Source organism: Pandoraea sp. NPDC087047 (assembly GCF_044745225.1).
Taxonomy (GTDB): Bacteria; Pseudomonadota; Gammaproteobacteria; order Burkholderiales; family Burkholderiaceae; genus Pandoraea.
The window spans coordinates 36644-62151 of sequence record NZ_JBIUZU010000015.1 but is presented as its reverse complement, the minus strand read 5'-3'; the positions used below and the strand labels follow the sequence as shown (position 1 = coordinate 62151).

Below are 25508 nucleotides of genomic sequence, written 5' to 3'. Positions count from 1 at the left end.
TCAAGGAAATACGTCGTCGGAACCAAGTCCACGCGACGTCTCCTCCCTAATGTGGCCGGAATCAATTTGATAAACGCGATCAGCATATTTCAAAAGAGCAAGACGGTGCGTTACAACAAAAATGGTTGGCGCGTATCGCCTGATTCGCTCAAGGATCCTGAGCTCCTGAGCGATGTCCAATGAAGATGTCGGCTCATCCAGAATCAAGATAGCTGTCTGTCGCGCTAAGGCCCTGCCCACAGCGACACGCTGCCGCTCCCCTCCGGACAACTCTCTCCCTTGAACACCGAGCATTCGGTCCAGCACGTTGGGCACCTCAATTTCACCAAGCCCGAAGAGCTCCAGATCGTTGATGATTTGCACCAGAAAGGCATCAGATGGCGGCTCCAGACAACCAAATATCAGGTTATCGCGCAATGTTCCTGTCAGGATGAGAGGGGTTTGCGGAACCACCGCGACCTGCTCCGTGATAGCCGCAACGGACGCACTTGAAATATCGACCCCATTCAGGAAAATGGCACCGTTGAGAGGTCGAATCAATCCTAGCATCAGATAGATGAGGGTTGATTTACCATGCCCGGATGGACCAATCAGGACTGTGAATTTCCCCTTTTCAACTCTGAGGAAAATATTTTCAAAAATAGAGCGCCCACCAATGCTCAGACTAACACCCTCAATCAGATATGCAAATGGATATGCCCCCTCTCCCCCAGACTTTCTGATACCAGATTCAAGTGGCATTTCCAGGACGTCAAATCCTTCACGCAACGCAAGTTGGTTTCTGCGCACATCAGAAAGCGACGCCGCGAGGCTGACAAAGGGAGCAGTCAGTGACGTGAGATATCCAACGATCATAACGAAATCACCGATTCCTAATGCGGATCGATGGACGTTATCGGCCGAAAATGCCGTGAACGCAGTGAGCAAAGCACCAGCGCAAACTGCTTGAATCGCAAGCAGGATAGATAGTTGAAGATTTGCACGAAAAACCTGACCAATGTATTTTTTCAAATATTCACCAAAGGCAACCTCCTCTCTCGCGCAAGCGTCATTAATTTTGATATCTACAATAAAATTCAATCGCTCTATAAAATGACTTGACAATGTATTGGATGCGGAAAATAACGCAGCGTGAGCTCGCCTAGATTGAGTGGAGAGGCACCACGTAACAACAAACAATATGAATACAGAAACCACAAATCCAACGGAAAATAGGGCTCCTTTTATATGCCACAGCACGCCACCGGCAAGGGTCAACTGGAATAGAGTCGGCGCAATCACCCAAAATACGGTCGTGGATATCATGCCAAAAGCCACCCGTGCCCGCGTGACGACTGCCAACATGGCCCCAGGATCGATTTCGATTAGGCGAGGATACTCCACTCTTATTAAATGAGAATAGAATGCATATTGAAATGAGGCATCGCACCTTGCCAGCATGATTGACGAAATTACTGCCCGGAGCCACTCGAATATACGGGCACCCGTCCAACATGCTCCATATCCTACGGCCAACAGGATTGCAGTATTTCCACTGAGATCGGGACGCGCCGCTATAGACAGTGCGTTAATGGTTTCCCGCATCATATACGGAACCATTGCGCTCAGAGTCGCCATGGCCACCATCAGTAGCGATGCAAGGAAAAAATGCCAAGCGAGCGACGGATACCGTCTAACAACGATTCGATACGCCGCCACATAGCCTACGCATAACTCAGCTAAGAATGACATGTGCGCTCCACTTGTCCAAGCCCTAGTCGCCGCTCGAAAACATGGACCCAGCAAACGGCTTTGAGACCTTCAGGCACAACGCCGCCACCCTTGCGCCCAAAAAAGCCTGCATGAGACGGGCTAATGTTTATTAACGAAGGCACCTATTGGCGCACGGGAAGGCTACTTGCGTTATCAGCCCAGTGCATATTAGGGCTAACCAAATAGATAGCACTCTCATCCTACTGCCGGTCGAATCTCAAATACGCGCAGCGATTGACTCGTCGGAAAACCCACAGAGAAAGCCTTGGCCGATAGAGCCAACCAATATCGCTTCCCGCAGTTCAAGGAATGGCACGGGAGCGAAAACCTGAAATTCGCTCGACACGGAAAGATAAGAGTAACAATCTATCGCCTTATCAGCAGGATTCCCATATCCACGCAAGCGTGCTTGCAAAAAATTCCGCCGCGCCGATCGGCAGCGTCCGACAAAAATGAGTGCTTGATTTAAAAACTAATCATCCCCAAGGTATTCTCACGTTTTCAAAGTGGTCGCGCAAGATAAAGTTATGCAGACAGTATGTCGCTTGAGCGCGGGGCGGATCGGGTCCGAAGCTCGACAGGAAAGCTTGGCCGTTTTGACGCGATGCACGAAGGCTGAGCTGAAAGCGATAAGTACCAGCGCACCACATGGCCAATGATCGCAACAGGGAGCCGATGTCCATGACAGAGCGATTTGGCTTTCTGCATCGCGCCATCTTGCGCGATTGCTTTGATAACGCGACAATACCGGTCAATGTAGACGCACGCAACGCGCGAAGTACCGCATCGCGAATACGCCGTTGCAGACGCGCAATACGCGAGACGATCAGCAACATCATGTCGCTATGCGACCAGCCCGTGACGATCCACACTGCGTCCGCCGCAAAGAGCGTAAGTGCGGCGCGCACGCTGCAACGACCCGAGGCCGTCCAAGCACCGCAGATAGTCGTCGATCTGCTCGATCAGGCGATCGACGGCGATGAGTGCCGTAGGCGTGCGAAGCCCCCGTCAGAACCGTCTGAAGATGTTCACGGGCCTGACGCATGAGGTCCGCCGCGCGCGTGAGTTCTTGCGGGCCGCGGGCAACCGCTGAGGACACCTCGCGCCAGACGTCGGCGAGCATGGGTTGCAATGCGCTCAGCGCTTGCCGGTGGGCAGCATTCTGCGTAGTCGGCGGTATGCCGCCCGCTAACGCGGCAAAGAGCGACGCCATTGCGTGCCGCACTGCGTGGGCGCGATGGGCGAGATCCACGGACTCGGCCTTGCCGACGGCAAGCAGATCGTCGACACCGTAGATCTCGGCCATGAGTTGACGACGTGCGATGGCGACGGCTGCCGTAGCCTTCTCGTCGCCCGGCGTGTGAGACTCGGCCAGCACGTGTGCGGCGCGCGCGGTCAGCCGCGAGAGCACGTCCTCCAGCTTGTCCCGCACGCTACGGGTGCTGAAAAGCGCGGTGACCAACGACAGACAGATCGCGCCGACCATCACCGTCGAGCCGCGCCCGACGACATGCTCGAACGTCAGATGCGGATGCTGGAGTGCACCGAACGTCGCCAGTCCAACTGGTATATCCCGCCACGACGACACCCGACGCGCGGAAGTGGCGCAGCAGCGTCATTCCTGCGACGCACAGGCCCAGCCAGGCGGCGAATCCGAGAAGGAAGCACCACGGCATCTGCCCGAAGGCCGACATCAGCAATATCGAGGCGATCATGCCCGCGAGCGTGCCGAGCACACGCCACGCGCCCTTCCCGATCACCGCGCCCTGAATCGGATTGATGACGAGCAGCACAGTCGTTGCCGCCGAGTACGGCATTTCCAGCTCAAGTCCGTAGGCAACGCACAGCGCCAGCCACGCCGCAACGACGGAACGCATGAGGTAAGTAGCGCGCGGCGAAGTAAAATCGAGCCGCAGCAGACCGGCAAGCCACCAGCGCAGCCATGAAACGCTGCGTACGCTAGACGATGTTGCCGAAGAAGGCGTCGATGACACGATGACCCTTAAACACAGTGACGATGCTCATCACTGTAGGGGCGGCGTGTTCGATGCGAAAAGTGACTTGATTGGAATGAACGATTGCGTCAAACGCACTGATTGATGCGATCAACACGCCTCGCAGATCGTTCGTATCGTGCGGCGCAGCCACTGATGTGCCGGATCGGCCTGGAAGCGCGGATGCCACGCCTGCGTCAGCACGACCGTCGCCAGCGGCACGGGAAAATCGAACTGGCGCAGGCGCATCCCGGCGTCCATCGCGCTCTGCGCAAGATGCGACGGCAGCGCCAGCAGCAGGTCGCTATCGCCCAAGGAAAAGAGCGCCGTGAACGGCGTAGGAACGACCAGCGCCACGTGACGCCGCAGCCCCAGATCCTCCAGCGCGTCGTCGATCGGCCCCGCAAACTTCCCGCGTCGTGACACACCGATGTGCCCCCACCGCGTAATGCGCTCGGGCGTGATGTCCTCGTCGAAAATTGGATGATCGTGGCGCGCGATGCCGACAAAGCTCGTGGTGAACAGCGGCTGCACGCGAATCTCCGGACCAAGCTGGCGCGACGCGCTGATGAACAGATCGATTCGGCCGCTGCGCAATGCCTCGTCGTCGATATCGTCTTCCTCCGGCGCGAAGCGCAGCATCGCGCGGGGCATCCCGGCGGCGATCGCTTCGAGCAGCCGTCCCGAATGCAGGCCCACGAAGATGTCGTTCGCGCGAACGTTGAAGCGCCGCTCCAGGGTTTTGAGGTCGACGCCGGCGCCCGGCGTGAGGACTTGCGTGGCTTGCTCAACGACCAGCCGCACCTGCTCGCGCATGGCCAGGGCGCGCGGCGTCGGCACCAGTTTGCGCCCAGCCTGCACGAACACCGGGTCGCCCAGCGTCTCGCGAATCCGGCTAAGCGTGCGGCTCATCGCGGGCGGACTCAGATGCATGCGTCGCGCGGCGCCGACCACGCTGCCCTCCTCCAGCAAAACGTCGAGGGCGTGAAGCAGGTTGAGGTCGGGGTGCGACATGGCAGCGTCCGGATTCATTGCACAAAACGCAATGCTAACGCGTGTGCCGTGCTTCCCGCAAAAGCCATTCGTGGACGTCGGCGATCTGCGCCGCATGACGCGTGCGGCGCGGATGCACGATGTAGAACCCCGCGCCGGTACGCAGTTCGGTGTCGAATAGCCGCACGAGACGGCCCGCTGCGATGTCTGCGGCGACGAAGTCTCGGTGCGCAAGCGCCAATCCTTGCCCGGCAACGGCGGCATCAATGGCAAGGGCCGTCTGATTGAAACGAACGTTCTTGACGGCCGACAACGAGGCCGTGGGCAACGCGAGCTCAAGAAACTGCGGCCATGCGTTGTGAGCGTCGTGCAGCAAAGCGTGGCCGCGCAGGTTGCCCGTCTCGTCGGGATGACCAAGGGCCGCCACCACCGTCGGGCAGGCCACCGCGACTTGCACCTCCTCGAACAGCGGTTCCACGACCAGTCCGCCACCGAATGGCGGACGGCCGTAACGCACCGCGAGATCAACGGCGTCCGCGTGAAAGTGCGACAGCCGGTCGGTGGCGAGGATACGCAGATCGATGTCCGGATGGGTTTCGAGAAACGCAGGCAGCCGCGGAATCAGCCATTTCGATGCGAACGTCGGTGTCACGCTGACGGTCAGGCGCAGCGGCTCGGGACGCAGCGCCTGCGTCGCCTCCGTCAGCATCTCGAAGGCGCGTCGCACACTCCCGGCGTAGCGCCGACCGTTTTCGGTCAGCGACAACGCACGCGGATGCCGCTCGAAAAGCTTCATGCCCAGTTCTGCTTCAAGTCCGCGCACTTGTTGCGCGACAGCCCCTTGCGTGACACCCAGCTCCTCGGCGGCCAGCCGGAAATTGAGATGCCGGCTCGCCGCCTCGAAGGCGCGCAAGGCATTGAGCGACGGCAATCGGCCGATGGCTTGCGTCATAATGTAGTTTTTCTACTGTATGAAGTGGCGAAATCTGGTGCGTGGAGCCCGCTTTGCAATGTTACGCTGTCGCACAGAGTTCAAGCGAGTCGGCCACCGTTGGGGTGAAGGCCGGCGTATCCGGAGGATATCAGCATGACAGTAGAAAAAGTGGCGTTGATTACGGCAGGCGGCAGCGGCATGGGTGCCGCAGCCGCGCGGCGTCTGGCAGCGGACGGGTTCAAGGTCGGCATCCTGTCGTCGTCGGGTAAAGGCGAAGCGCTGGCGGCCGAGTTGGACGGCGTGGGCGTGACCGGCTCGAATCAGTCGAACGACGCACTCACGAAGCTGGTGGAATTGGCAGTGCAGCGCTGGGGGCGCATCGACGTGCTCGTCAACAGCGCAGGTCACGGCCCGCGCGCGCCGATCCTCGACATCAGCGACGAGGACTGGCACCGCGGCATGGACACGTATCTGATGAACGTCATCCGCCCGACGCGACTCGTCACGCCGATCATGCAGCAGCAACGCGCGGGCGTGATCGTCAATATTTCGACGGCGTGGGCCTTCGAGCCGAGCGATATGTTCCCGACATCGGCGGTATTCCGCGCGGGGCTGGCGTCGTTCACGAAGCTGTTCGCCGACAGGTACGCGCAGGACAACGTGCGTATGAACAACATCCTGCCGGGATGGATCGACAGCCTGCCGCAGCAGGAGACACGCCGCAAGAGCGTGCCGATGCAGCGCTACGGCAAAGCGGAGGAAATCGCCGCGACGGTGGCGTTTCTGGCGTCCGAAGGCGGCGGGTACATCACCGGTCAGAACATTCGTGTGGACGGCGGACTGACGCGCTCGGTCTGAGGCCCTCCAGGGACCGGCTGACGCCAAGTCACGTTCATCACATCGCGTCAGCCCGTCCGAAGTTTCAGCGCCCGCCCAGAAGGAAGGGCAGCACGTCGGCCAGCAAACGATCGGGCGCTTCTTCCGCGATGTAGTGACCGCAAGGCATCGGATGTCCGCGAACATCGGACGCCACACGCTGCCACTCGTCGAGCGGCTTGAAGCAACGGTGAACGACGCCCCGCTCGCCCCACAGCGCCAGCACCAAGAAGGTTGCGTACCCCAATTCGCGCATGGCCGCGAGCATGTCCGTCGCCATGACACGCTTGCTGTCGTTGGCGTGATCGGCGTCGCCGGCAGGCTTGGCGGAGTCGCCGTAACCTCGCAAGTCAGCCAGCACCAACGTGAAATGCTGCGCCAGCGCGGGCGCAACTTTGTGCCAGGTCGCGGATGTTTGCGGGTGCCCGTGCAACATCAGCAACGCGGGGCCGCTGCCGCGCAGCAAATGGGCATCACGCCGCCTGCGGTGAGTCGTCGGCTGGCGCAACTGGAGCATCGGCTGGGGGGGCGCCTGCTGCAGGCGTACGACACGACGCATCAGCCTCACGCCGGAAGGCGAGATGTATTTGCAAGACGGCGCACGAATTCTCGGCGAGCTCGAAGCGCTAGAGCACGCGGTGACCGGGGCGCAGACATCGCCTCGCGGCCTGCTCCGACTGGCGGCGACGCTCGGCTTCGGCCGCACCTATATTGCGCCGGCCCTTTCGGCATTCGCGCGGGCGTATCTCGAATCCGGCCAACTGCGCGCCGTCCTGCCTCAGTGGACGCTGCCCGCGGCCGACATCATGACGGGCAAGCCGGGGCTCACCATTGATAACCGATACCGGCCCCGCCGCCCGCATCGCCACGCGTGTTGGCATTTGCGTTGAGCTTGAAAATCAGATGCCCGTCGGCAGACATCCGCGAATACCCGATGGCCACCGCACTCTGTCCCCTGAATGCCCCCACGGCCGCCGACAGCATGTTCGCGCCAGGCGCGCTGGGCTGCGGAAGGTTGGCCGTTGCAAGCGCCCCCGCAATCCCGCCGAACGCGTCGTTTCGAAGGTCCTTCACCTCCCTGCTGAGCCGCGCCAGACCGTTAAACGCGTAGCGTTGGCTGCCTATCATGCTCTGCTTGAGTTGCTCGACGTTCACCGCATCCTTCGGATCCTGTCCCGCCGCCACATTCGAGATACGGGTTCCGTCGGGCGCATTTCCGTTGCCCAACGTCACGCGGCTATCGTCCACGGTGCCATTGGGCGCTTGCTCGTACTGAACCGACGCCCTTTGAGATGCCTTCAACTGCGCGACATTGACCGCATCTGACGCCCCCACCCCAGGCGCAAGGTTCGAGACGGAAACGGGGCCACGCCCTTTGTCCCCCAACGTGACGGTTTTGCCCCCCGATGGACTGGTAGTGGGGTCGTAATGCAAGAAGTCTCCATCGCGGACTGGCACCAGCGTATCGATCTGCTTCCCCAGCGTCTCAAGGGCAAAATTCGTGGCCGCGAGTTGCGAACCGTTGATGGCATCGGTGGAAGACTTGTCCACGCGCCCCGCGGCAACGTTCGTGATGCTTCGCTCATGCCCGGCTGTGCCAACGGAAACCGTGCCGCGTGCCAATGCTCCGGCCAATGCGTAGGTCGTGCTCCTGATGGCCGCCTGCGGTGTACTGACCGATTTCTCCGTCGTAGAGCCACTGCCGATGGCAACGTCCCCCTCATTGACCGCCACGGCATTAGCCCCCAATGCCACGCCGAAGTGGCCGAGGGCCGCCGCTTTCTCTCCCAACGATACCGATGCGACCCCACCCGCTCTTGCCGCATGGCCCATGGCCAGGGAACTCGCGCGCTCGGCTTTCGCTGTGGGGCCAATGGCAATGCTCTCGATACCGGTCGCCGAACCGCTGTCGAGCGACGAATTCACGCTAAGGAATTTGAGGTTGCCACCCGTCCCGAACTGATTGAACTGTGCCGTCAGGCGGGTCATATTCGTGTCGATGGCCCGGAAGGCATCGCCTACGTTGCCAACCACCTTGTTCGCGATCGTGTATTTCGGTCCGGTGAGCGAGCCATCCGAATTGATGCTGGCCCCGCCGCCGAGACTCGACACGACACCGTGGGCCAAGCGGGCCAATTGAGCACCGTTGACGGCATCTGTAGACGTGTTCGAGACATTGCCTGCGGCGAGATTGGTCAGCCTCTGCGCTTTGCCGGGATTCGCAGCACTCGCCCCTTGCGCCACCAGAACCGCCCCGTCCGGATTGCCAGTGCGCTGCACAACGCCCACCGTGCCTAGCGCGAGACCTCGACTCACGTCGCCGAGCTTGGTGTCGAGCGCCGTCATGCCCTTGTCGACTTTGACGTTGGTCTCGACAACCTTCGTGTCCAGTGCCGCCATGCCTTTGTCGACTTTGGTATTGGTCTCGACGACCCTCGTGTCCAATGCCGCCATGCCTTTGTCGACTTTGGCGTTCGTCTCGACGACCTTCGTGTCGAGCGCCGTCATGCCCTTGTCGACGGCACCCAGCGCTGAACCGACGTCCTGAAAGCTCGCTTGCTGGATCTTGTATTCCGGCGCGGCAAGCGTCCCGTCCGGGTTTACTTTGGCCCCACCGCCCAGCCCCTTGGCAACGCTGTCCGACACGCCATACAACTGTGTGCCGTTGACGGCATCCGTCGAAGCATTCGAGACGACGCCTGCGGCAAGATTGCTCAGCTTCTGCGCTTTGCCCGGCTTCGCTGCACTCGCCCCTTTCGCTACCAGGACAGCCTCGTCCGAATTTTCAGTGCGCTGCACAGCGCCCATAGCGCCTTTTGCGATGCCTTGATTCATTTCTCCGAGCTTGGTGTCCAACGCCGCCATACCCTTGTCGACCTTGGCGTTCGTTTCAACGACCTTCGTATCGAGCGCTGCGATGCCTTTGTCGATTTTGGTGTTCGTCTCGACGACCTTCGTATCGAGCGCCGCGATGCCTTTGTCGACCTTGGCGTTCGTTTCAACGACCTTCGTATCGAGCGCCGCGATGCCTTTGTCGACTTTGGTGTTCGTCTCGACGACCTTCGTATCGAGCGCCGCTATGCCTTTGTCGACCTTGGCGTTCGTTTCAACGACCTTCGTATCGAGCGCCGCTATGCCTTTGTCGACCTTGGTGTTCGTTTCAACGACCCTCGTATCGAGCGCCGCTATGCCTTTGTCGACCTTTGTGTTCGTTTCAACGACCTTCTTGTCGAGCGCCGCCATGCTCTTGTCGACTTTGGCGTTCGTTTCGCCGACCCTCGTGTCGAGTGCTGCGATGCCTTTGTCGACTTTGGCGTTCGTCTCGACGACCTTCGTGTCGAGCGCCGTCATGCCTTTGTCGACGGCACCCAGCGCTGAACCGACATCCTGGAAGCTCGCTTGCTGGATCTTGTATTCCGGCGCGTCGAGCGTGCCGTCCGGGTTCACTTTCGCGCCGCCACCCAACCCTTTGGCAACGCTGTCCGACACGCCATATAACTGCGCACCGTTGATGGCATCCGTCGAGGCATTCGAGACGACGCCTGCGGCAAGATTGCTCAGCTTCTGCGCTTTGCCCGGCTTGGTCGAACTGGCCCCTTGCGCCACCAGAACTGTTTCGTCTGAATTGCCATTGCGTTGTACGACGCCTACGGTCCCTTGTGCGACATTGTCATTCGTGTCGACGAGCCTCGTGTGCAGCATCGCCACACGCTTATCGACGGCGCCCAGCGCTGAACCGACATCCCGAAAACTCCCTTGCTGGACTTTGTATTCCGGCGCGTCGAGCGTGCCGTCCGGGTTCACTTTCGCGCCGCCGCCCAGCCCTTTGGCAACGCTGTCAGATACGCCATACAACTGCGAGCCGTTGATGGCATCCGTCGAGGTACTAGCGACACGGCCCACAGCGAGATTGATCAGCTTTTGCGCGTTACCGGGATTCGCAGAACTCCCTTCCCGCGCAACCATGACCATCTCGTCCAGATTCACAGTGCGTTGCACAACGCCTATGGCCCCTCGGGCGACGCCTCGATGCATATCTCCGAGCTTGGTATCGAGCGCCGTCATTTCCTGACCGACTTTGGTGTTCGTCTCGGCGACCTTTTGGTCCAGCGTCGTCACTCCCTTATCGATTGCGCTAAGCGCCGAACCGACATCCTGAAAACTCCCCTGCTGAATCTTGTATTCCGGCGCGGTAAGGGTGCCGTCCGGATTCACTTTGGCATCGCCTCCCAGCCCCTTGGCAACACTGTCCGATGCACCATACAACTGCGCGCCGTTGATAGCATCCGTCGACACGTTTGAGACAGCTCCCGCAGCGAGATTGGTGAGTTTTTGCGCATTACCCGGGTTCGCTGCGCTTGCCTCATGTGCCACCAGGACGGTCTCATGCGGATTATCCGTGCGTTGAACAACGCCGGCGGCCCCCTGTGCGATGTCGGTCTCGATGTCACCGAGCTTGTTGTCTATCCCCTCGACCTTGGTGTCCAGGTCCGCCATCCCTTTATCGACTCCGCCCAACGTAGAACCAATATTTTTGAGCGTGGCGTTAAGCGTTGTCATCCCCCCGTCGACGGCACCCAGCGCTGAGCCGACATCGTTAAAACGCTTGTTCTGGATCTTGTATTCCGGCGCAGTAAGCGTGCCGTTCGGGCTCACTTTGGCGCCGCCGCCCAGCCCCTTGGCAACACTGTCTGAAACACCGTACAACTGCGCGCCGTTGACGGCGTGCGTCGATGCGCTTGAAACGTTGCCCGCGGCGAGATTGATCAACTTTTGCGCGTTGCCGGGCTTCGCTGCACTCCCCCCTTGCGCCACCAGAGCTGTCTCGTCCGGATCGCCAGTGCGCTGCACAATGCCCATAGTGCCTTGCGCGATGCCTTGATTCATCTCGCCGAGCTTGGTGTCCAGCGCCGTGATGCCGTTGTCGACTTTGGCGTTGGTCTCAAGAACCTTCGTATCGAGCGCCGCCATGCCGATGTCGATTTTGGTGTTCGTGTCGACAACCTTCGTGTCCAACGCCGCCATATCTTTCTCGATTTCGGCGTACGTCTCGACAACCTTCGTGTCCAATGCCGCCATATCTTTCTCGACTTTGGCGTGCGTCTCGACAACCTTCGTGTCCAATGCCGCCAAGCCTTTGTCGACGGCATCCAGCGCCGAACCGACATCCTGAAAACTCCCCTGCTGGACCTTATATTCCGGCGCTGCGACTGTGCCGTCCGGGTTCACTGCGCCCCCACCGCCCAGCCCCTTTGCGACACTGTCGGCAACACCGTGCAGTTGCGCACCTGTCGTGGCATCTGTTGACGTCGAATCAACACGACCTCTCGCAACATTGACGATCCTTCGCTCAGCGGAAGTCGCGCCGACGCTCACGACATTGATCGTTTTCCCATCGGCATCGCTCATTGCGGAATCTGGCGTCACGGCACCGCTTCCCAATGCCACATCACCCGACCTGAACGCTTGGGAATTGGCACCAATTGCGACGCTCGACGCCTCCATGGCTTTCGCGGCGGCGCCAAAGGCAGACGCTGAATGTTTTTCAGCCACGGCGCCCTGGCCGACCGCCACCGCGCCTTCGTCTTTTGCGCTCGACGTCACACCCAGCGCAATAGACGCATTTGCACCTGCATTAGCATGATTTCCCAACTGGAGTCGGCCAGATTCCACCGAGAATGTCGACGCGTTATTCGAATCGACGGCGCTATCCCCGATCCGGACATTCGTGAGAAGCGATTGCGTATCTGTTTCGACAGCGAAGTAATTGCGCAGCGCAGCGCCGTCCCCCGCCCCTTGTAACTGGATACGCCGGCCCTTGAGAATGGCACCCTCCGACATGACTGACAATACGGACGAACCCAATGCGGCGCCGCCTGCCGGTCCTCCTCCATACCAAAGCCCGCTACTCAGCGTCCCGGCCCAAACACCTCCCGCGGCATCATACGCCGCCGACATATAGGAATATGAAGAGCCAATGCTGGCAAATCCCTCTCCCCAGGCGCTGCATTCCCTTAATTCGCTGTTTCCCGATGCAGCACTAAAACACCTCATGAATCTGTTGTTGTCGAGGCTGTACCCGATGAAAGGACTGCCGACAGGTTCTGCACCGCATATCTTGCTGACGCTCAACGCGCAGGACGACACTGCCGCGCACAAGATCAACTGCCGAAATCGAACCGTAATTCGGGTGACGCCAACGGGACTTTCAGCAGTGCCGGAATGGCACCCGTTATGAGGAGCGGCTGTCAATTGTCGTCGCGAATAACACCAGACCAGTCGGAAACTTCGCTTCATGGCATCGCTCCAGGAAAGCTGAACAGTCCACTGCGAAGCACAAACGTCTTGCACTGGAACACGGCGATTGTTGTTCCGACGGTTGTTTTTGGTATTGGAGATTCGCGCACGACGACTTGGCGATTCACGCACAACGCCTGGCATCTCTCCTAAAGTGTTGGCCGACCGATGGCTCCGGGCAGCGTCATCGATAAAAATCCCCTCAATCCCGCTTCTCCTCGCCGCTCTCCCGATATGCATTGATTAAAAATGGATAAACCTGACGATGGCGTACTGGTCGACGATCTCCGTTCCGGGAAACGAGCAATTCGCGTTATGGCGCGACATGCTTGCTCAATCGATCAACGTGTATACGGCGGCGACAGAACGCGGCGCCTGGAATGATGCCTTCCCATGTCATAACGAGACGATGGCCGTCGACGACATCTATGTCGCCCAAAACGTCCTGAGCCCACAGCAATTGATTCGTGGAAAGAAGGAGTTCTCGCAAGATAAATGCGAGATGATCATGGTGGTGCTGGGGGCCGATACGCATTACATCGAGTACGACCGGGGAGCGTATGAAGTTCGCAGCGGCGATCTGTTGCTGCTGGACAATCGCAAACCATTCACGATCTCGATCACGCATCCGGAGACAACGACACTCTCGGCACTCATTCCCCGACACCGGTTGCAGCCGCTCTTACGCGATCCGGATCGATGCATGCACGTGAACCTGACATGTGTGAATAATGGGCTCGGCCAGATGGCACGTGTCATGTTTCAGCAACTGTATACGAGCGCGAAGCAGCTCGATCTGGTGGGGCAGCGGCTGGTGGTAGATCACCTCATCGCATTGCTGGGGGCCGCCGCGAGCCGTGCCAGTTATCCGCAGGGAGATCGCGGGGAGTCGATGCATCAAGCACTGTTCGTTGCGATTTCCCAGCATATCGACGTATGCCTGACTGACTCGTCGATGAATGCCACGTCGGTGGCAAAGCGCTTCAACATCTCATCGCGTTATCTTCACAAGCTGTTTGAAGCGCAAGAACAATCCTTCGCTCAAACCGTTATCGACCGACGCCTGAGACGCTTTGCACATCTTCTGGTGCACGGTCAGTCGGAAACGACTATTGCCGAGACGGCATACCAATGCGGCTTCGGCGATCTCTCGCATTTCTGCCGCATATTTCGACGCGCGTTCGGCGTATCTCCCCGCGAGTATCGAAGCACCGCAATGTCCGAAAAGGAACCGTCGGAAAGGTAGCGACACATCGGTAACCCGGACACACGCAACCCTGGCCACGCAAAATCAAAAGGGCAAAAGCCCACGCTTGTCACGCTTGTCGCCTTTTCCGGCCGCCAGCCCCTTCCCTATGTTCTGAGCTTTCCACCGAATAACATGAATGTCTGCGTCTTCAGTCGCTGCCCGCACCGTTCGGCTTATCAAGCCGACTCCCGATTAGCACAGTCTCAAAAGACGTTTATCCCTCATTTAAAGACGTTCGACTTTATCTCCATATTTCCCTTAAAATAAGACACATCAGGGTTCTCGTTTGACTACCTCACCATGCATCGCATCGGATTTTTTGTTTGCCGTGGCCACGACGCGCTTGATCTTGCCGGACCACTTTCGGCTTTTAGTCAGGTCGCCACGGCTGCTGGCCATAGCCCCTACGATCTCCATGTCATCTCGCAGGCGGGAGGATCCCTTCTGGGCAACGCGGGCCTGCCGATCGAGACAAAGCCGATTGGAAGACGCCCATTTGACACGGTCATCTTCGTGGGTGGCGATATCGCCCCGATGCAGGAACCGGAAAACATCGCGGCTGCCAGGAAATTGAGTGCCAGAGCGGCGCGGGTGGCAAGCGTGTGTACCGGGGCATTTTTGCTTGCCGAAGCCGGACTGTTAGACGAAGTGAAAGCCACAACGCATTGGCGATACGCCGCTCAGTTGCAGTCACGCTTCCCTCGCGTCAAAGTCGAGGGCGACAGTATCTATATCGCGGACGGCCGCATCTGGACGTCGGCAGGTATCGCCTCCGGCATTGACCTGGCCCTCGCCATGATTGAAAAAGACATGGGCCCGGAAACGTCGCGCACCGTCTCCCGACTGCTGGTGGTTCCGTATCGCCGACCCGGAGGTCAGTCCCAATTCTCCGCAATGTCGCAGATGGACCCGGAATCGGATCGCATTCGCATCGCGCTGAACTTCGCCAGGGAACATTTGACCGAAGCACTGCCTGTCGAGCGACTCGCAGATGCGGCAAGGTTAAGTCCGCGACAATTCGGGCGAGCATTTCGCCGGGAAACGGGAGAGACACCTGCCAAGGCGGTCGAGCGTTTGCGAGTGGAAGCGGCGCGACTGCGCTTGCAAGACGGCAGCGAACCCATCGAACAGATTGCTCTCGCGGTAGGGTTCACCGATCCGGAGCGAATGCGCAGAGCCTTCGTCAAACTGTATGGACATCCCCCGCAATCGATTCGACGCGAGAGCAGACTCATCGGCAGCCGCTGATCGCACTATGGCAAGTCCGCAATGCGTCGTTACACAGAGTTCAGGCTCGACGCGCGTACTTGCGGGCGGTGGCCATGCGTTGCTCGGTGATTGCCTGCGCTCGCGCACGAACGGCGCTCAGGACATCGGCAGAGGCCTTTGCGGGTGAGCCCGAATCAAACGGCGGTTGCGGGTCGTAAGCCATGTAAAGTTGAAGTTCTCTGGCTACCTGCTCTCCACGAAGCAGCGCGGCCAGAATGAGAGCGCCGTCGATACCCGAGGTAACCCCTCCGGCGCTTACGTAATTGCCGTCGATCACGACACGCTCATCGCAAGGGATGGCGCCATAGAACGGGAGCGCCTCCATGGCTGTCCAGTGAGTCGTTGCCTTCCGGCCATGTAGCAAGCCGGCAGCGCCGCAGACAAGCGCGCCGGTACACACCGAGTACACATATAGGGCGCGCCGGGCTTGCTCACGAATAAACGCAAGAACGTCCTCGTCGGCTGCAACTTCTTCCTGACCATATCCTCCCGGAACGAGCAGAACGTCGAGCTGAGGCGCCTCTTCGAACGAGGTGTCCGGAACCATTTGCAGGCCTCGCATATCCCGCACAATACTTTTGTCTCTCCACAATGTGTGGAAAGTCGAATTGGGAATGCGCGACAGTACTTCAAAGGGACCGGTGAAATCACATTGGTCCATATTCGGGAAGATCAAACCGCCAATCTTCAAGTGCCTATCCCCAGGAATCATCTTCATACTCCTTTGCGCTGGCCAAATAGCATTACGCGGACATCACGCGTGGGCATTCGCGGGTATTCACCGGCGTTATGGAATGTATCGCTGCTGCCTCAGATCCGCCAACATCTCGAGAAACATCTCCTCGCTATCAATACAATCGTGGAATCCGTGCTTGCGTGCCTTGATGGTGCTCGTGATGTTATCGAACGTGGACTTGAAAATCAGGTCGCCGAACTTCCACGACACGATTTCACCGTAGTCGTACGGGCGAAGACCATGCTGCTCAACCAGTTGATTCCATAGTCCGGCCTTGTCCGCCATCATCTGTTGCAAAGACATCGGTAACGGCTCCCCTGCCGGGATATCGAAGAACTCGGCCAGGCGCGGCCAGACCCGGGACCATCGGAAGTAGTCGCCGTTGGTAATGTTGTAGGCCTGCCCCCGGCACTGCGCCGCCTCCCCTGCCCAATCGACGGCTCGGGCGAGAATGCGCGTGTCCGTCACTTGATATAGCGCGTCGTAAGCAGCGCGAGGCCCGGGAAACGACATGGGAACGCCAAGCGCTTTGGCGATCGTCCCATAGATGGCAATCACCATCAGCAGGTTCATCGGATTCCCGAGCGCCAGCCCTGCGACGCCCTCCGGACGAAGCGCGGTCCACGACCACGCCCGTCCGACCGAAAGGTCGCGAAGAAAGTCCTCCTGGTCGTAATAGAAATTCGGCGGCATGTGGCGAGGGTCGCGCTCTTTCGCCGGCGAAAGCGGCATTTCACCGAGATGCACACCGTAAGCCTTGCCACCCTGCATCAGGGTAACGTGCCGGAGATTCACCGCATGCTTCTCCATCACCTCGACAAAGTTCCTGAGCATCAGCAGATTCACGTCGACAAGCGCTGCCGGCGTGGACCGCTCCTGATAGGCTGCGAACACAAGATGCGTCGTGTCGGGGATCTGGGCAAGGAATGCTTCGCAGGAATGTCTGTCGAGAAGATCGACCGGCAAATGCCTTGCGCGAGTGGGAAAGTCCGGCGCGCGCCGGGAAACCGCGACCAGATTCACCTCCTTGTCTTCGTAATACCCAAGCACTCCACGGCCAATAACGCCTACGGCACCTGCAACGACAACTGTCTTCGTCATCAAGATACGCTCCAACCAATACGATGAATTCGCCCCCTCTCGGCTGGCCCCTTTACACGCCATCGACAACTTGTCGGCCTTGTGCGGCAGTAGGCGCAATAGGGGCACAGCCCGAGTCTGGATAGCTAAGACGGTTGATCTCAGGGAGCGGAATCATTCCACATATCGCGATGCAACTTCCAGGCGCCGCCTTGCTTCAGGAAGATGAGAATCTGCTTACCGCGATATTTGAGTTTTCCAGTGGGGTCATGGATCTCCGCATCCGAGACTTCCGTCACAACCTGATCGTTACCGTAAAACTCGTAATTGCTGAACGATACGGTGTCGGGCGCCGATCCCGCAGACGCTTTGGCAAAGTACGCGGTGATCGCACTGGCGCCCGTGATTCTCTCGCCGCCAGGCTGCAAGAGGGTGCCGTCTTTCGTATACAGGCGGCCCACTGCCTCGTAGTCACCTCGCGCATAGGCTTGCGCCCATCGGGCGTTCTCGGCTTTGATAGCCGCTTCGACTTGCGGTTGGGGACGACCGGTCGCCGCCGATGCAGCGAACGCGGAAAAGGAGAGGCAGACGGCCAGGGCAGCGGTACAAAAACGAATCTTTCGCATCTTTTGATTTCCTATTTTTGAATGAACTGAAGAGGGCTGCGCCAACTTGGGCAGGTAACACCGGCGGCGCAGATAACGCAGGCAATGTCGGCGGCGGCATTAACTGACGCGAGCCGAAGCGAGCGGATGGCCGCGCACACACTGTCCACAAGCGTTTCAGCGAACGCCCGGAATTCGCGCGAGTCCCTTGGACGCGCCGGGCAATTCCTTGTCGACCATCGCGATGACTTCTGGCCGTGCGTCTCTGGGGTGACCGGAATGGAACGGCGGAGCGGGGTCGTATTCGATCGCGAGTTGGGTGAATTCGGCGGCCTGCTGACCCCGCATCTTCGCGGCAACACGAAGCGCGAAGTCGATGCCCGCGGTCACGCCGCCGCCGCTCATGAACCGGCCGTTGTCGTCTTCTACGAAACGATCCGGAACACCGATCGCGCCATATTCGGACAGTTTGTTGACGAAGGCCCAATGGCAGGCACTTCGCTTGCCTTTGAGCACCCCCGTTGCGGCGAGCACGAGCGATCCGTTGCAAACCGACGTAACGTGTTTGGCGCCGTCAGCCAGACGTCGAATCTGCGCCAGATATTCCGGACGCATCGGCGCCGACAAATCGGTGCCGCCGGGCACCAGAATCAAGTCAGTCTTCTCGATATCGGCCAGTCGTTCCGTGTTGCCATAAACAACCCCGAATTCGAGCGTCACGTTGCCGCCATTGAGACTCGCATAGCGGACGTTCGTATTCGGCAGCCGGTGAAAAATCTCGCTGGGGCCGGCGAAATCAAGAAGCGTCCCCCCGTCGTAATTCACGATCAAGATGTTAAGGGGTTCATTCGGAGCAAGCTCTGCCTTACTGCCAGCCTGCGCAAAAGCAGGCTTGGCGCTGCCAAGCAAAGCGCCGCCCCCGATCACGGCGCCGAGCGCGGCAACGCTTCCGAACTTGAGCGCATCGCGACGGGAATGCCCTGCTCTGCCGAGTTGCTCGCGGGAGGCTTTATTTTTGCTGGGGTCGGTCAAGATAATTTCTCCTGGTCATTCGGCCGCCCCTCTGCGAGCGCAGCCAGGGAGGGCCGAACTGAAGAACCACGGTGACGAAACGCGTGGCGGAAATATGATCAAAACGTGGGGAAGCGGGAACTGAAGCCTTAGAGTTGCGAGGCGCCGCCATCGACGACCAGTTCCGTGCCGACGACGTAGGACGATTCGTCGCTGGCGAGATAGAGCGCCGCGTAGGCGATGTCTTCGGCCTTGCCCATGTGGCCCACCGGAATGGTCTTCGCGAGTTCTTCCTTGATGTTGCGAAGCACCTCGTTGGACAGGCCCCACTTGCTAAGCAGCGGCGTGTCCGTGGCGCCGGGAGCGATGGCGTTGAAGCGGATTTTGCGGTCGAGGAACTCGTAGGACCAGCTACGGGCAAGTGATCGCACGGCGGCCTTCGCTGCTGCAGTCAGCGAGATGCCATGCTGGCCGGTCTGCGCAACGAACGATGTGTTCAGGATGAAGGAGGCGCCCTCCCGCAAATACGGCAAGACCGCCTGAAGCGTGAACACTACGCCCTTGACGTTGATGTCCATGATCTCGTCGTAAAGCTCTGCGGTGATGTCGTTCACGGCTGAGGGGAAAGCTCGTCCCGCGTTTGCAAACACCACATCGAGACCGCCGAACTTCTCCTTCACCTCGGCGGCGATTGCCCGCATGTCGTCAATCGAACGGACATCGCCCTTAAGCACGATCGCGTTCTCGCCCAGCTCGGCCTTCACGCGCTCGAACACGGCCTCATCTCGACCGGTAACCGCGACTCGGGCGCCTTCTGCAATGAAAAGTTTTGCGGTGGCGAGACCGATGCCACTCGTACCGCCAGTAATCAAAGCTGTCTTGTTCTTGAGCCTCATCTCTGTGTTCCTTTCTCTGCTTCACAATTGATCAAGCCAAGGGGTCAAAGCACGACCGCGCTTGCCTCGACTTGATTTCCGAACAAATTATGAAAGGCACAGTAAATGACGCAAAGGACTTATAACCCTTAAAAAAAGTCACCCCCGTAGCGCACAGAAAAAGCGAGGGATGGGGATTCCAATCGGCGTCAATCGCAGCACACTCGCCACAACTTTCGTCAGCGACCGCGGCGCTGTCGGATCGAGCAATGCGTGAGCCGATGCGGAAAATGAAGAGATAACTCGCAGCGGCAAGCCGACAATAAAAAAGCCCGCATTACGCGGGCTCGGAAGTGTTGATTTGCTTTGGTGCCGGGCTATGCCGGATGAGGGATCACTCCCACTCGATAATTAATTGCGCCCGAAAGCCCGCGTATTTATTTGGTTTCTTGAAGTCTGAGCATCGACGTACCATCGGAGATGCCATCATGTCGCGCCCCCTTCTCTAACCTCCTTTGTCGAGTGGACGGCAAGCACATTGCACACGAACCGCGTGCCGCTGTGACGCGCACTAATAGCGCACACCACGTATTGCACGGCGAACAGCCCGCCAGCGATCCATCGGTTTGCCGGCGGTACCCCGGTGTACCAAAGCGCGGCAGGCACCAGCGGGATCAACAGGAACGACATGGCCGCCATATCCCGATACATCAGGTAGAGCTTGTGAGCGTGCGACACTGCTGGATCGTCACCCACCAGGCGATAGAGCTTGTACCACCTAGCGTTTTGCTCGCCTGGGTCGGTCGGCAATGCACCGACGTTCTTTGCCAGTGCCTTCATGTCGATACGAGCGTCTGCCGGTCCGTACTTCGTGAAAGCTTGGCTACCTGGCAGCGGGTTCGCAATCCGCCAATAGACAAGCCTAGCCTTGGCTTCATGCGACAAGAGCCCTGTAAGCAACAAAATCACCACGGGCATCAGCGGGGCTACGCTGGCGCGCAGTCTCGCCATCATACTTGCGTCCACCACCTCGGGCGCGATGAAAAGAAGCACCGCGGCTATATCCATGATGGCCAGCATAACCAGCCACTTGATGTTCGCGTCCTTCAGGACGTTTGAGCGGGCTTTCATCCTTTGCACTCGGTATCTATGTAACAAACGCCGTTGTCATCTACCTCGAACTGAATCCAGCCGTCTCGCCTAGTGGTCAAAACATGGCGTCGCTTGCCGGTCGTTCTCACCATCACACCGCTGTCGCGCACGACGGCACGATAGTCCGGCACCGTGCGCTGCGTGTCATGGATAATTGGCTTGTCAGAAATGACAACAGCATGCGGCCAGCAGTAATCGAACACTTCCCGGCAAAAACCATTCTCACGTCCGTGATGCGATGCCATTAGGACACCTACATCGCCTAAGCGGGCACGAAAATCTTGCCGTTGCAATAGCGCAAGCCATCCCTCACGCTCCAAGTCGCCCGGAAATAGAAAGGTCACCCCGGCATAGCGGATGAACACCACCAAGCTTAGATTGTTGGTATCCGTGAATCTCGGAAAGGGATTGCTGAATACCTCGCAGGTGATCCCGTTCATGCACTGATTGACGGGGCCTGGGTGGGCACATTGTAGCTATCGCACGCCCCCACGTACCATTCAGCGTCCCTAGTCAATGGGCCGCCGCCTAGTTTGATCGCGCGCATTGCGGCGCCAGTGTAGGACGTGTTGCGAATTAGCGTATCTACAGTCACGCCAGCACTTTCGAGGCCGCGTAGGTCGCTCATGTGGTCCTGGTCCGCGTTCGTAATGAACAGATAATCGAGCATCGACCTGCCTAGGACATCCCGAATGTATGTGCTAGGCGACCATATACAGGAATCCCCTGAATCGATCATTGCCAGCCTGCCGCCGACATCACCGGTCGGTGTCGACATCACATGCTGAATCATGGCGCAAGCGCCGTGCTCCACGTCCCAAACGCGAAGCCGCATAACTCCAGGCATCGTAGCCCCCCAAGTCCCAAGACAGGAGCTAATGTAATGCCTCGGGCCTGCATCCGCTAGTTTAGGCGGATTAACCCGTCAACTCGCCAACAGCAAGGCCGCCATTGACGATGATCTGAAAAATAGCCCGCGCTTTGGCGGGCCTTGTGGAGCGGTCAGGCGACCGCCGGAATCGCGTCCAACGCGTGCATCACATTCACTAGAGGTGGTACGTTATCGCGCAACGCTTGATACATGGCGGCGGCAAGCTTAGCGCGCAAATCAGTCCCGATGGGCAGTCCGGCGCCTGGTTCCAGTGTGTCGGCTGCCATGTCGGCAAGCTCGGCGGCGACTCCTTGAAGGAGATGGTTTCGGGCGTGGTCAGTCTGAGTCAGAAATTCCATGTTTCTACGGCTCGTTGTTGCTGGGTTGAGAAACTCGTTTAGGCGACGATACGCAGTTTGGCCTGGGCGGCGATGTCGTCAGCACCAGCAGCACGCAGTGCAGCGGCTGCCAGTTGTAGGGCATTCCGGTGGCGCACTTCGCAGTCAGCCTGCGCAATAACAGGTCCAAGGATTGACGAAACGCATGCATCCCACATTTCAGCATCCGGCATCGGCGGGGCATTGGCGGCGCGGTAGGCTTGGCCCTTGTTCATCGCGCGACCAGTTGCAGTGCGCGGCCAACGGCCAGCAGGGCAGCGTCGCGCGTCAATCCGTTGCGTTCGAACAGCTTGCCGAACGCCTCTAGGTCGTCATTGCTTGGCTTGTCGTTCATGCCAGCTATCCAGCCCAGGGCCACCAGCGTGTCGCGGTCTGGCTTGTTGCGCACATTGGTGGTGCGCTCTTGGCCCTTGCGCAGGTACAGCAGCCAGGCAAAGTCAAAACGGCCACGCTCTAAGGTCGGCAGTAATCGGTCATCGCGATACTGTGTAACCCGACGTGCCGTCAGTCCGAAGATTTCAGCCAATTCGGGCGCGGTCATTGCGAAGGTGTTCATCGGCCACCCCGCATCTGGCGAGCTTGCTCCAGCAGCGGGCCATTGGGGTCGATCTTGCGTGCGCCGTTGGGCATGGGTCGGCGCGGCTTCCCCTTGCCATACTTGCGCTTGCCCGTGGGCTTGCGTGGACTCGGCGCAGGTGCCTGTACGCTCGCGGTTTCTGGCGCGCCCGCAGATTCGGAGCAACGAAACAGTTTCAACAGCAGGGCTTTCATGCTGCCACCTCTCGTTTCGCACTAGCAAGCGCAATGGCAGCGCACTCCAAGCTGCTTGCAGTGCGGCGAATTTCGATGATTGCGCGTTCAACTACTGGCGCTTCTAAGTTGGCTGCAACGGAAAGCATCGCGCGATAACGGGCCAGCAGTGCGCAGGCTTCGCCACAGGCATTCGCGGCTTCAATAAGGGTGGTCTTTTGGCTCATGCTGTATGTTGTGTGTTAGGTGCGGAGGTATTGCCGGCCCCATCCGCAGGCGATTTAAACGGCCCCGTTCCCGGAACGGTGGGGCCAGGCCGCCCCCGCATTGCCCATGACCAGGTTGCGGGGCCACCTGGGTAGATCAGTGTGGTGCTAAGGACTGACTCTCAAGCGCACGCCGCAGCAAAGCGGTGGCGGTTTGATTGAATGACAGTTCTGCGCCGACGCGTTGCGACATGGCGCGTTGTTCGGCTTCGATTTGCTCGCGCACGTCGCGCGGAATCGTCAGGCTGATACGTTGCTGTTCCATGTTCAAAGCTCCAAAGGTCTCCAGTCGGCCCAGCGGCCGCCGCGACCGGTTTCGGCGAGCGTTTGCATTCGCTGATACTCCGCGAAGCGCGCGCGCAGCATCTGCATCGCGCGCGCCATCTGCGCGTCATTTAGGCCGAATTGTTCGCGCAGCCATGCGCTGGCCGTGTCGCTTGCGTAACGGAAAGCACCCCGTGCGGTAGTGACGATCATGCGGGGAGCGCCCTCGTCGTCTGCGCCGCGTTCCACGAACGACGCACCCGCTATGAGCGTCGCGCATTCGGCCGGTAACACGTCGGTTGCATCGAAGCTCGCGACGCGCCCGCGCCCAGCGCTAACCAAGGATGCGAAGCGCGCGAACATCAGGCGGCCACCGCAAAGAAGTCCAGCGCAGCGGTAGGCAGGACAGCGCGGGCATTTGCAAAAACGCTGATATCCAAGTTCCCGTTTGCGTCCATGCGCTTAGCGTGGATGTTCACAGTCGGCCACACCGCTACGAAAGCGCGGGAGAAAACGCCTGCGAACGACTTGGCATGACCAGCCGTCAGGCGCGCGGGAATGCCTTCCTTCGAACGAAGCATACCGTCCTGCCAGACCGTTGCGCCCTGACCGCTGGTTCCGATGACGGCGGTGATATCGCCGAAGCCGACGTTACGGGCCGCCATCTTGCCGAAATCGAACGTCTCCGGGGTCGCTGCGTCGATGGCGTCGAACACTAGCTTGTCCACCAGCAAGCCCAAGCCACGAAGGACTGCGCCCTGCAACTGGTCGCCAAGCTCAGCGCCACCCAGAGTGCGCTGTTCAGATCGCGACAGCGTGAAGCGAATGGCGTAAGAATCCATGTCGGCATAGCCGAAACTCAGGTCATGAACCGGTTTCGCCGACACAATCGCGCTCGTGCCGTCAGTCACAGGTAAAAACTGCGCGGGATCGACAACGCGGGCAAGCGCCGTTGCGCTGTACGCGGCAGTAGCGGCGTTATATCCAGGCGAGCGACCGTCGGGCGGCAAGAACACGAACGCGCCAGCGCGTGCAGCCTGCGAGTTTTCGCGGACGGTTGCCAGCGGGTCAATCACAGTGGTAGCACCAGCCGGTTGATCTATGGCGGACGACAGCGGGACATTCCCCTTCGGATCGCCGTCAGGCGCGATGCTTTCGATACCCAGCAATTGAGCAATGTTCGCTCCGTTCGCCCCCAGGTCGATGGCGCGAGCCAGGTCAATTGCGGTGGCGGCGACCGCTGGCTGCGCAACGCGGCGCGGTTCATCGGCGAACCCGATATCACGGAAGCCAAGCGCGCGGCTCCCCTGTTCGATAGCAATCGTGACTTGGTTCGGCTGCGGCTGGTTGGCGCGATTGTTGTTGATGTCGGGCATGTGGTGGCAACTCGTTTCGATGAAGTTCGGTTAAAAGCCGCCTCGTAGCGGCGTCGTTTCTCGTAGTTTCGGCAATTGAGTGATGGATTTCCTCTTGGGGGATTTCCGCTGAAACTCTCGCCCATCCCACATTATGAGAAACGGAAATGCCTCTCAAAACGCCACGCAGATATGGAAGCCTGCGGAGCGTTTGCCCCCGCCTGGGGAGGGGCCTGGGAAGGACCCAAACGCCATAGACTTCGCCTATTGCCCCCCTTGTGCGTCACACCGTGCCGCCAGCCTTGGTAGCCCGCCTGCGCCCTTCACGCGTGAGGAAGTCGCACCGTCGCTCGTCGCGCTCCACCAAGCCAGCGCGTCATGCTCGCCAGCCCGCGCAGCACAGTCCCGCGTGGCATGCCCACATATGCAGCCAGCTTGTATGCGGTCGTGGGCCTGCCCTCTAGGTCTCTGATAGCCACAGCTACCACCAGCAGTACGTCACCAGCATGAGACACGAACCGATGTTGCTTCAGCAGCGCAATGGATAGCTTGCGCATGTCACCAAGGATAAGATTCAGGGGTGTGCGGCGGAGCATTAGGGACGGTGGGGATGGTGGGGATCGCGCCAAATTATCCCCACCATCCCGAGAGACTTACCCAGCAAGGCTTTCCCGTGAATTTGGTGTGGATGGTGGGGATGATTTCCTATGTACGGCAACGACCTATGCTCTTGTTTGTAGTTGTGCTGCTTTTTATCGGTCGCTTCCTTTTTCCTACAAGA

At 59.3% G+C, this 25508-nt stretch carries 27 protein-coding genes and 1 pseudogene; 5 read left to right on the top strand and 23 right to left on the bottom strand.

The genetic code is table 11. The features are described from left to right. The 6 genes from ACIPHM_RS23015 to gcvA all read right to left on the bottom strand — a co-directional run bounded on the left by ACIPHM_RS23015 (position 1) and on the right by gcvA (position 5691). Positions 1 to 1731, bottom strand: a complete 1731-nt coding sequence (locus ACIPHM_RS23015; protein ID WP_400333542.1) for an ATP-binding cassette domain-containing protein — start codon at positions 1729 to 1731, stop codon at positions 1 to 3. 497 nt (positions 1732 to 2228) lie between these two features. After that, a complete protein-coding gene (locus ACIPHM_RS23010; protein ID WP_400333540.1) occupies positions 2229 to 2591 on the bottom strand; it encodes a hypothetical protein in 363 nt (120 codons plus the stop codon). Further along, entirely contained in the window at positions 2588 to 3277 is a 690-nt protein-coding gene (locus tag ACIPHM_RS23005; RefSeq protein WP_400333577.1) for an FUSC family protein, read from the bottom strand. Before ACIPHM_RS23005 ends, ACIPHM_RS23010 begins: the two co-directional genes overlap by 4 nt. Continuing rightward, complete coding sequence (locus ACIPHM_RS23000; protein ID WP_400333538.1) at positions 3186 to 3629, bottom strand: FUSC family protein; 444 nt, start codon at positions 3627 to 3629, stop codon at positions 3186 to 3188. The genes ACIPHM_RS23005 and ACIPHM_RS23000 overlap by 92 nt, the downstream gene beginning before the upstream one ends. Before the next feature lie 228 nt (positions 3630 to 3857). After that, positions 3858 to 4760: a LysR family transcriptional regulator gene (locus ACIPHM_RS22995; protein ID WP_400333536.1), complete on the bottom strand. Its 903-nt coding sequence runs from the start codon at positions 4758 to 4760 to the stop codon at positions 3858 to 3860. A gap of 34 nt (positions 4761 to 4794) precedes the next feature. Continuing rightward, positions 4795 to 5691: a transcriptional regulator GcvA gene (gene gcvA, locus ACIPHM_RS22990; RefSeq protein ID WP_400333534.1), complete on the bottom strand. Its 897-nt coding sequence runs from the start codon at positions 5689 to 5691 to the stop codon at positions 4795 to 4797. A 135-nt stretch (positions 5692 to 5826) separates the two neighbouring features. Here gcvA and ACIPHM_RS22985 point away from each other — a divergent pair, with 135 nt between their 5' ends. Next, on the top strand, positions 5827 to 6531 hold the full coding sequence (locus tag ACIPHM_RS22985) for an SDR family oxidoreductase (protein WP_400333532.1): 705 nt from the start codon (positions 5827 to 5829) through the stop codon (positions 6529 to 6531). Between the two features lie 64 nt (positions 6532 to 6595). Here ACIPHM_RS22985 and ACIPHM_RS22980 read toward each other — a convergent pair whose 3' ends face one another. Then, positions 6596 to 7066, bottom strand: coding sequence for an alpha/beta fold hydrolase (locus ACIPHM_RS22980; RefSeq protein ID WP_400333530.1), 471 nt, complete (start codon positions 7064 to 7066; stop codon positions 6596 to 6598). Here ACIPHM_RS22980 and ACIPHM_RS22975 point away from each other — a divergent pair. Continuing rightward, a pseudogene (locus ACIPHM_RS22975) lies at positions 6947 to 7301 on the top strand (LysR family transcriptional regulator); the annotation flags it as partial. The gene ACIPHM_RS22980 and the pseudogene ACIPHM_RS22975 sit on opposite strands and share 120 nt — an antisense overlap. Before the next feature lie 73 nt (positions 7302 to 7374). Here ACIPHM_RS22975 and ACIPHM_RS22970 read toward each other — a convergent pair. Then, positions 7375 to 12507 carry a YadA-like family protein gene (locus tag ACIPHM_RS22970; RefSeq protein WP_400333528.1) on the bottom strand — a complete coding sequence of 1711 codons (5133 nt, stop codon included), beginning with the start codon at positions 12505 to 12507 and terminating at the stop codon, positions 7375 to 7377. Positions 12508 to 12526: 19 nt separating this feature from the next. Between ACIPHM_RS22970 and ACIPHM_RS22965 the strand changes: the two genes are divergently transcribed. The 3 genes from ACIPHM_RS22965 (at position 12527) to ACIPHM_RS22955 (ending at position 15343) form a co-directional block, all read left to right on the top strand. Further along, the gene (locus ACIPHM_RS22965) at positions 12527 to 12787 is read left to right on the top strand and encodes a hypothetical protein (RefSeq protein WP_400333526.1); all 261 of its coding nucleotides are present in this window, start codon (positions 12527 to 12529) and stop codon (positions 12785 to 12787) included. Between the two features lie 324 nt (positions 12788 to 13111). Next, positions 13112 to 14092: a helix-turn-helix domain-containing protein gene (locus ACIPHM_RS22960; RefSeq protein ID WP_400333524.1), complete on the top strand. Its 981-nt coding sequence runs from the start codon at positions 13112 to 13114 to the stop codon at positions 14090 to 14092. Between the two features lie 303 nt (positions 14093 to 14395). Next, entirely contained in the window at positions 14396 to 15343 is a 948-nt protein-coding gene (locus tag ACIPHM_RS22955; RefSeq protein ID WP_400333522.1) for a GlxA family transcriptional regulator, read from the top strand. Between the two features lie 40 nt (positions 15344 to 15383). Here the strand turns inward: ACIPHM_RS22955 and ACIPHM_RS22950 are convergent, their stop codons facing one another. The 15 genes from ACIPHM_RS22950 to ACIPHM_RS22880 form a co-directional block, all read right to left on the bottom strand. After that, entirely contained in the window at positions 15384 to 16082 is a 699-nt protein-coding gene (locus ACIPHM_RS22950; RefSeq protein ID WP_400333520.1) for a DJ-1/PfpI family protein, read from the bottom strand. Between the two features lie 69 nt (positions 16083 to 16151). Beyond that, complete coding sequence (locus ACIPHM_RS22945) at positions 16152 to 17201, bottom strand: SDR family oxidoreductase (protein WP_400333518.1); 1050 nt, start codon at positions 17199 to 17201, stop codon at positions 16152 to 16154. Positions 17202 to 17341: 140 nt separating this feature from the next. Further along, positions 17342 to 17806: a YybH family protein gene (locus ACIPHM_RS22940; protein ID WP_400333516.1), complete on the bottom strand. Its 465-nt coding sequence runs from the start codon at positions 17804 to 17806 to the stop codon at positions 17342 to 17344. 156 nt (positions 17807 to 17962) lie between these two features. Continuing rightward, positions 17963 to 18817, bottom strand: coding sequence for a DJ-1/PfpI family protein (locus ACIPHM_RS22935; RefSeq protein ID WP_400333514.1), 855 nt, complete (start codon positions 18815 to 18817; stop codon positions 17963 to 17965). Positions 18818 to 18945: 128 nt separating this feature from the next. Further along, positions 18946 to 19692: an SDR family oxidoreductase gene (locus ACIPHM_RS22930; RefSeq protein WP_400333512.1), complete on the bottom strand. Its 747-nt coding sequence runs from the start codon at positions 19690 to 19692 to the stop codon at positions 18946 to 18948. A 465-nt stretch (positions 19693 to 20157) separates the two neighbouring features. Further along, positions 20158 to 20802 carry a hypothetical protein gene (locus tag ACIPHM_RS22925; protein ID WP_400333509.1) on the bottom strand — a complete coding sequence of 215 codons (645 nt, stop codon included), beginning with the start codon at positions 20800 to 20802 and terminating at the stop codon, positions 20158 to 20160. Next, positions 20799 to 21263, bottom strand: a complete 465-nt coding sequence (locus ACIPHM_RS22920; protein WP_400333508.1) for a hypothetical protein — start codon at positions 21261 to 21263, stop codon at positions 20799 to 20801. The genes ACIPHM_RS22925 and ACIPHM_RS22920 overlap by 4 nt, the downstream gene beginning before the upstream one ends. Before the next feature lie 562 nt (positions 21264 to 21825). Then, positions 21826 to 22053 carry a hypothetical protein gene (locus ACIPHM_RS22915; RefSeq protein WP_400333507.1) on the bottom strand — a complete coding sequence of 76 codons (228 nt, stop codon included), beginning with the start codon at positions 22051 to 22053 and terminating at the stop codon, positions 21826 to 21828. Between the two features lie 38 nt (positions 22054 to 22091). Then, positions 22092 to 22307 carry a hypothetical protein gene (locus ACIPHM_RS22910; protein WP_400333505.1) on the bottom strand — a complete coding sequence of 72 codons (216 nt, stop codon included), beginning with the start codon at positions 22305 to 22307 and terminating at the stop codon, positions 22092 to 22094. Next, a complete protein-coding gene (locus tag ACIPHM_RS22905; RefSeq protein WP_400333502.1) occupies positions 22304 to 22648 on the bottom strand; it encodes a hypothetical protein in 345 nt (114 codons plus the stop codon). Before ACIPHM_RS22905 ends, ACIPHM_RS22910 begins: the two co-directional genes overlap by 4 nt. After that, positions 22645 to 22863 carry a hypothetical protein gene (locus tag ACIPHM_RS22900; protein WP_400333500.1) on the bottom strand — a complete coding sequence of 73 codons (219 nt, stop codon included), beginning with the start codon at positions 22861 to 22863 and terminating at the stop codon, positions 22645 to 22647. Before ACIPHM_RS22900 ends, ACIPHM_RS22905 begins: the two co-directional genes overlap by 4 nt. Then, positions 22860 to 23069 carry a hypothetical protein gene (locus ACIPHM_RS22895; protein ID WP_400333497.1) on the bottom strand — a complete coding sequence of 70 codons (210 nt, stop codon included), beginning with the start codon at positions 23067 to 23069 and terminating at the stop codon, positions 22860 to 22862. Before ACIPHM_RS22895 ends, ACIPHM_RS22900 begins: the two co-directional genes overlap by 4 nt. Positions 23070 to 23205: 136 nt before the next feature. Further along, the gene (locus tag ACIPHM_RS22890; protein ID WP_400333495.1) at positions 23206 to 23373 is read right to left on the bottom strand and encodes a hypothetical protein; all 168 of its coding nucleotides are present in this window, start codon (positions 23371 to 23373) and stop codon (positions 23206 to 23208) included. A 2-nt stretch (positions 23374 to 23375) separates the two neighbouring features. Beyond that, complete coding sequence (locus ACIPHM_RS22885) at positions 23376 to 23735, bottom strand: hypothetical protein (protein ID WP_400333492.1); 360 nt, start codon at positions 23733 to 23735, stop codon at positions 23376 to 23378. Then, the gene (locus ACIPHM_RS22880) at positions 23735 to 24748 is read right to left on the bottom strand and encodes a hypothetical protein (protein ID WP_400333489.1); all 1014 of its coding nucleotides are present in this window, start codon (positions 24746 to 24748) and stop codon (positions 23735 to 23737) included. The genes ACIPHM_RS22885 and ACIPHM_RS22880 overlap by 1 nt, the downstream gene beginning before the upstream one ends. Positions 24749 to 25508: the final 760 nt, after the last annotated feature.

Coding starts and splice junctions, on each gene's coding strand:
- ACIPHM_RS22940 (WP_400333516.1), bottom strand. CDS start 17,806: ATGCGAAAGATTCGTTTTTGTACCGCTGCCCTGGCCGTCTGCCTCTCC.
- ACIPHM_RS22960 (WP_400333524.1), top strand. CDS start 13,112: ATGGCGTACTGGTCGACGATCTCCGTTCCGGGAAACGAGCAATTCGCG.
- ACIPHM_RS22980 (WP_400333530.1), bottom strand. CDS start 7,066: ATGCTCCAGTTGCGCCAGCCGACGACTCACCGCAGGCGGCGTGATGCC.
- ACIPHM_RS23015 (WP_400333542.1), bottom strand. CDS start 1,731: ATGTCATTCTTAGCTGAGTTATGCGTAGGCTATGTGGCGGCGTATCGA.
- ACIPHM_RS22885 (WP_400333492.1), bottom strand. CDS start 23,735: ATGTTCGCGCGCTTCGCATCCTTGGTTAGCGCTGGGCGCGGGCGCGTC.
- ACIPHM_RS23010 (WP_400333540.1), bottom strand. CDS start 2,591: ATGATGTTGCTGATCGTCTCGCGTATTGCGCGTCTGCAACGGCGTATT.
- gcvA (WP_400333534.1), bottom strand. CDS start 5,691: ATGACGCAAGCCATCGGCCGATTGCCGTCGCTCAATGCCTTGCGCGCC.
- ACIPHM_RS22895 (WP_400333497.1), bottom strand. CDS start 23,069: ATGAGCCAAAAGACCACCCTTATTGAAGCCGCGAATGCCTGTGGCGAA.
- ACIPHM_RS22920 (WP_400333508.1), bottom strand. CDS start 21,263: ATGAACGGGATCACCTGCGAGGTATTCAGCAATCCCTTTCCGAGATTC.
- ACIPHM_RS22965 (WP_400333526.1), top strand. CDS start 12,527: ATGCTGGCAAATCCCTCTCCCCAGGCGCTGCATTCCCTTAATTCGCTG.
- ACIPHM_RS22945 (WP_400333518.1), bottom strand. CDS start 17,201: ATGACGAAGACAGTTGTCGTTGCAGGTGCCGTAGGCGTTATTGGCCGT.
- ACIPHM_RS23000 (WP_400333538.1), bottom strand. CDS start 3,629: ATGCGTTCCGTCGTTGCGGCGTGGCTGGCGCTGTGCGTTGCCTACGGA.
- ACIPHM_RS22905 (WP_400333502.1), bottom strand. CDS start 22,648: ATGAACACCTTCGCAATGACCGCGCCCGAATTGGCTGAAATCTTCGGA.
- ACIPHM_RS22985 (WP_400333532.1), top strand. CDS start 5,827: ATGACAGTAGAAAAAGTGGCGTTGATTACGGCAGGCGGCAGCGGCATG.
- ACIPHM_RS22890 (WP_400333495.1), bottom strand. CDS start 23,373: ATGGAACAGCAACGTATCAGCCTGACGATTCCGCGCGACGTGCGCGAG.
- ACIPHM_RS22915 (WP_400333507.1), bottom strand. CDS start 22,053: ATGGAATTTCTGACTCAGACTGACCACGCCCGAAACCATCTCCTTCAA.
- ACIPHM_RS22955 (WP_400333522.1), top strand. CDS start 14,396: ATGCATCGCATCGGATTTTTTGTTTGCCGTGGCCACGACGCGCTTGAT.
- ACIPHM_RS22930 (WP_400333512.1), bottom strand. CDS start 19,692: ATGAGGCTCAAGAACAAGACAGCTTTGATTACTGGCGGTACGAGTGGC.
- ACIPHM_RS22910 (WP_400333505.1), bottom strand. CDS start 22,307: ATGAACAAGGGCCAAGCCTACCGCGCCGCCAATGCCCCGCCGATGCCG.
- ACIPHM_RS22925 (WP_400333509.1), bottom strand. CDS start 20,802: ATGAAAGCCCGCTCAAACGTCCTGAAGGACGCGAACATCAAGTGGCTG.
- ACIPHM_RS22950 (WP_400333520.1), bottom strand. CDS start 16,082: ATGAAGATGATTCCTGGGGATAGGCACTTGAAGATTGGCGGTTTGATC.
- ACIPHM_RS22900 (WP_400333500.1), bottom strand. CDS start 22,863: ATGAAAGCCCTGCTGTTGAAACTGTTTCGTTGCTCCGAATCTGCGGGC.
- ACIPHM_RS22995 (WP_400333536.1), bottom strand. CDS start 4,760: ATGTCGCACCCCGACCTCAACCTGCTTCACGCCCTCGACGTTTTGCTG.
- ACIPHM_RS22970 (WP_400333528.1), bottom strand. CDS start 12,507: ATGTCGGCGGCGTATGATGCCGCGGGAGGTGTTTGGGCCGGGACGCTG.
- ACIPHM_RS22880 (WP_400333489.1), bottom strand. CDS start 24,748: ATGCCCGACATCAACAACAATCGCGCCAACCAGCCGCAGCCGAACCAA.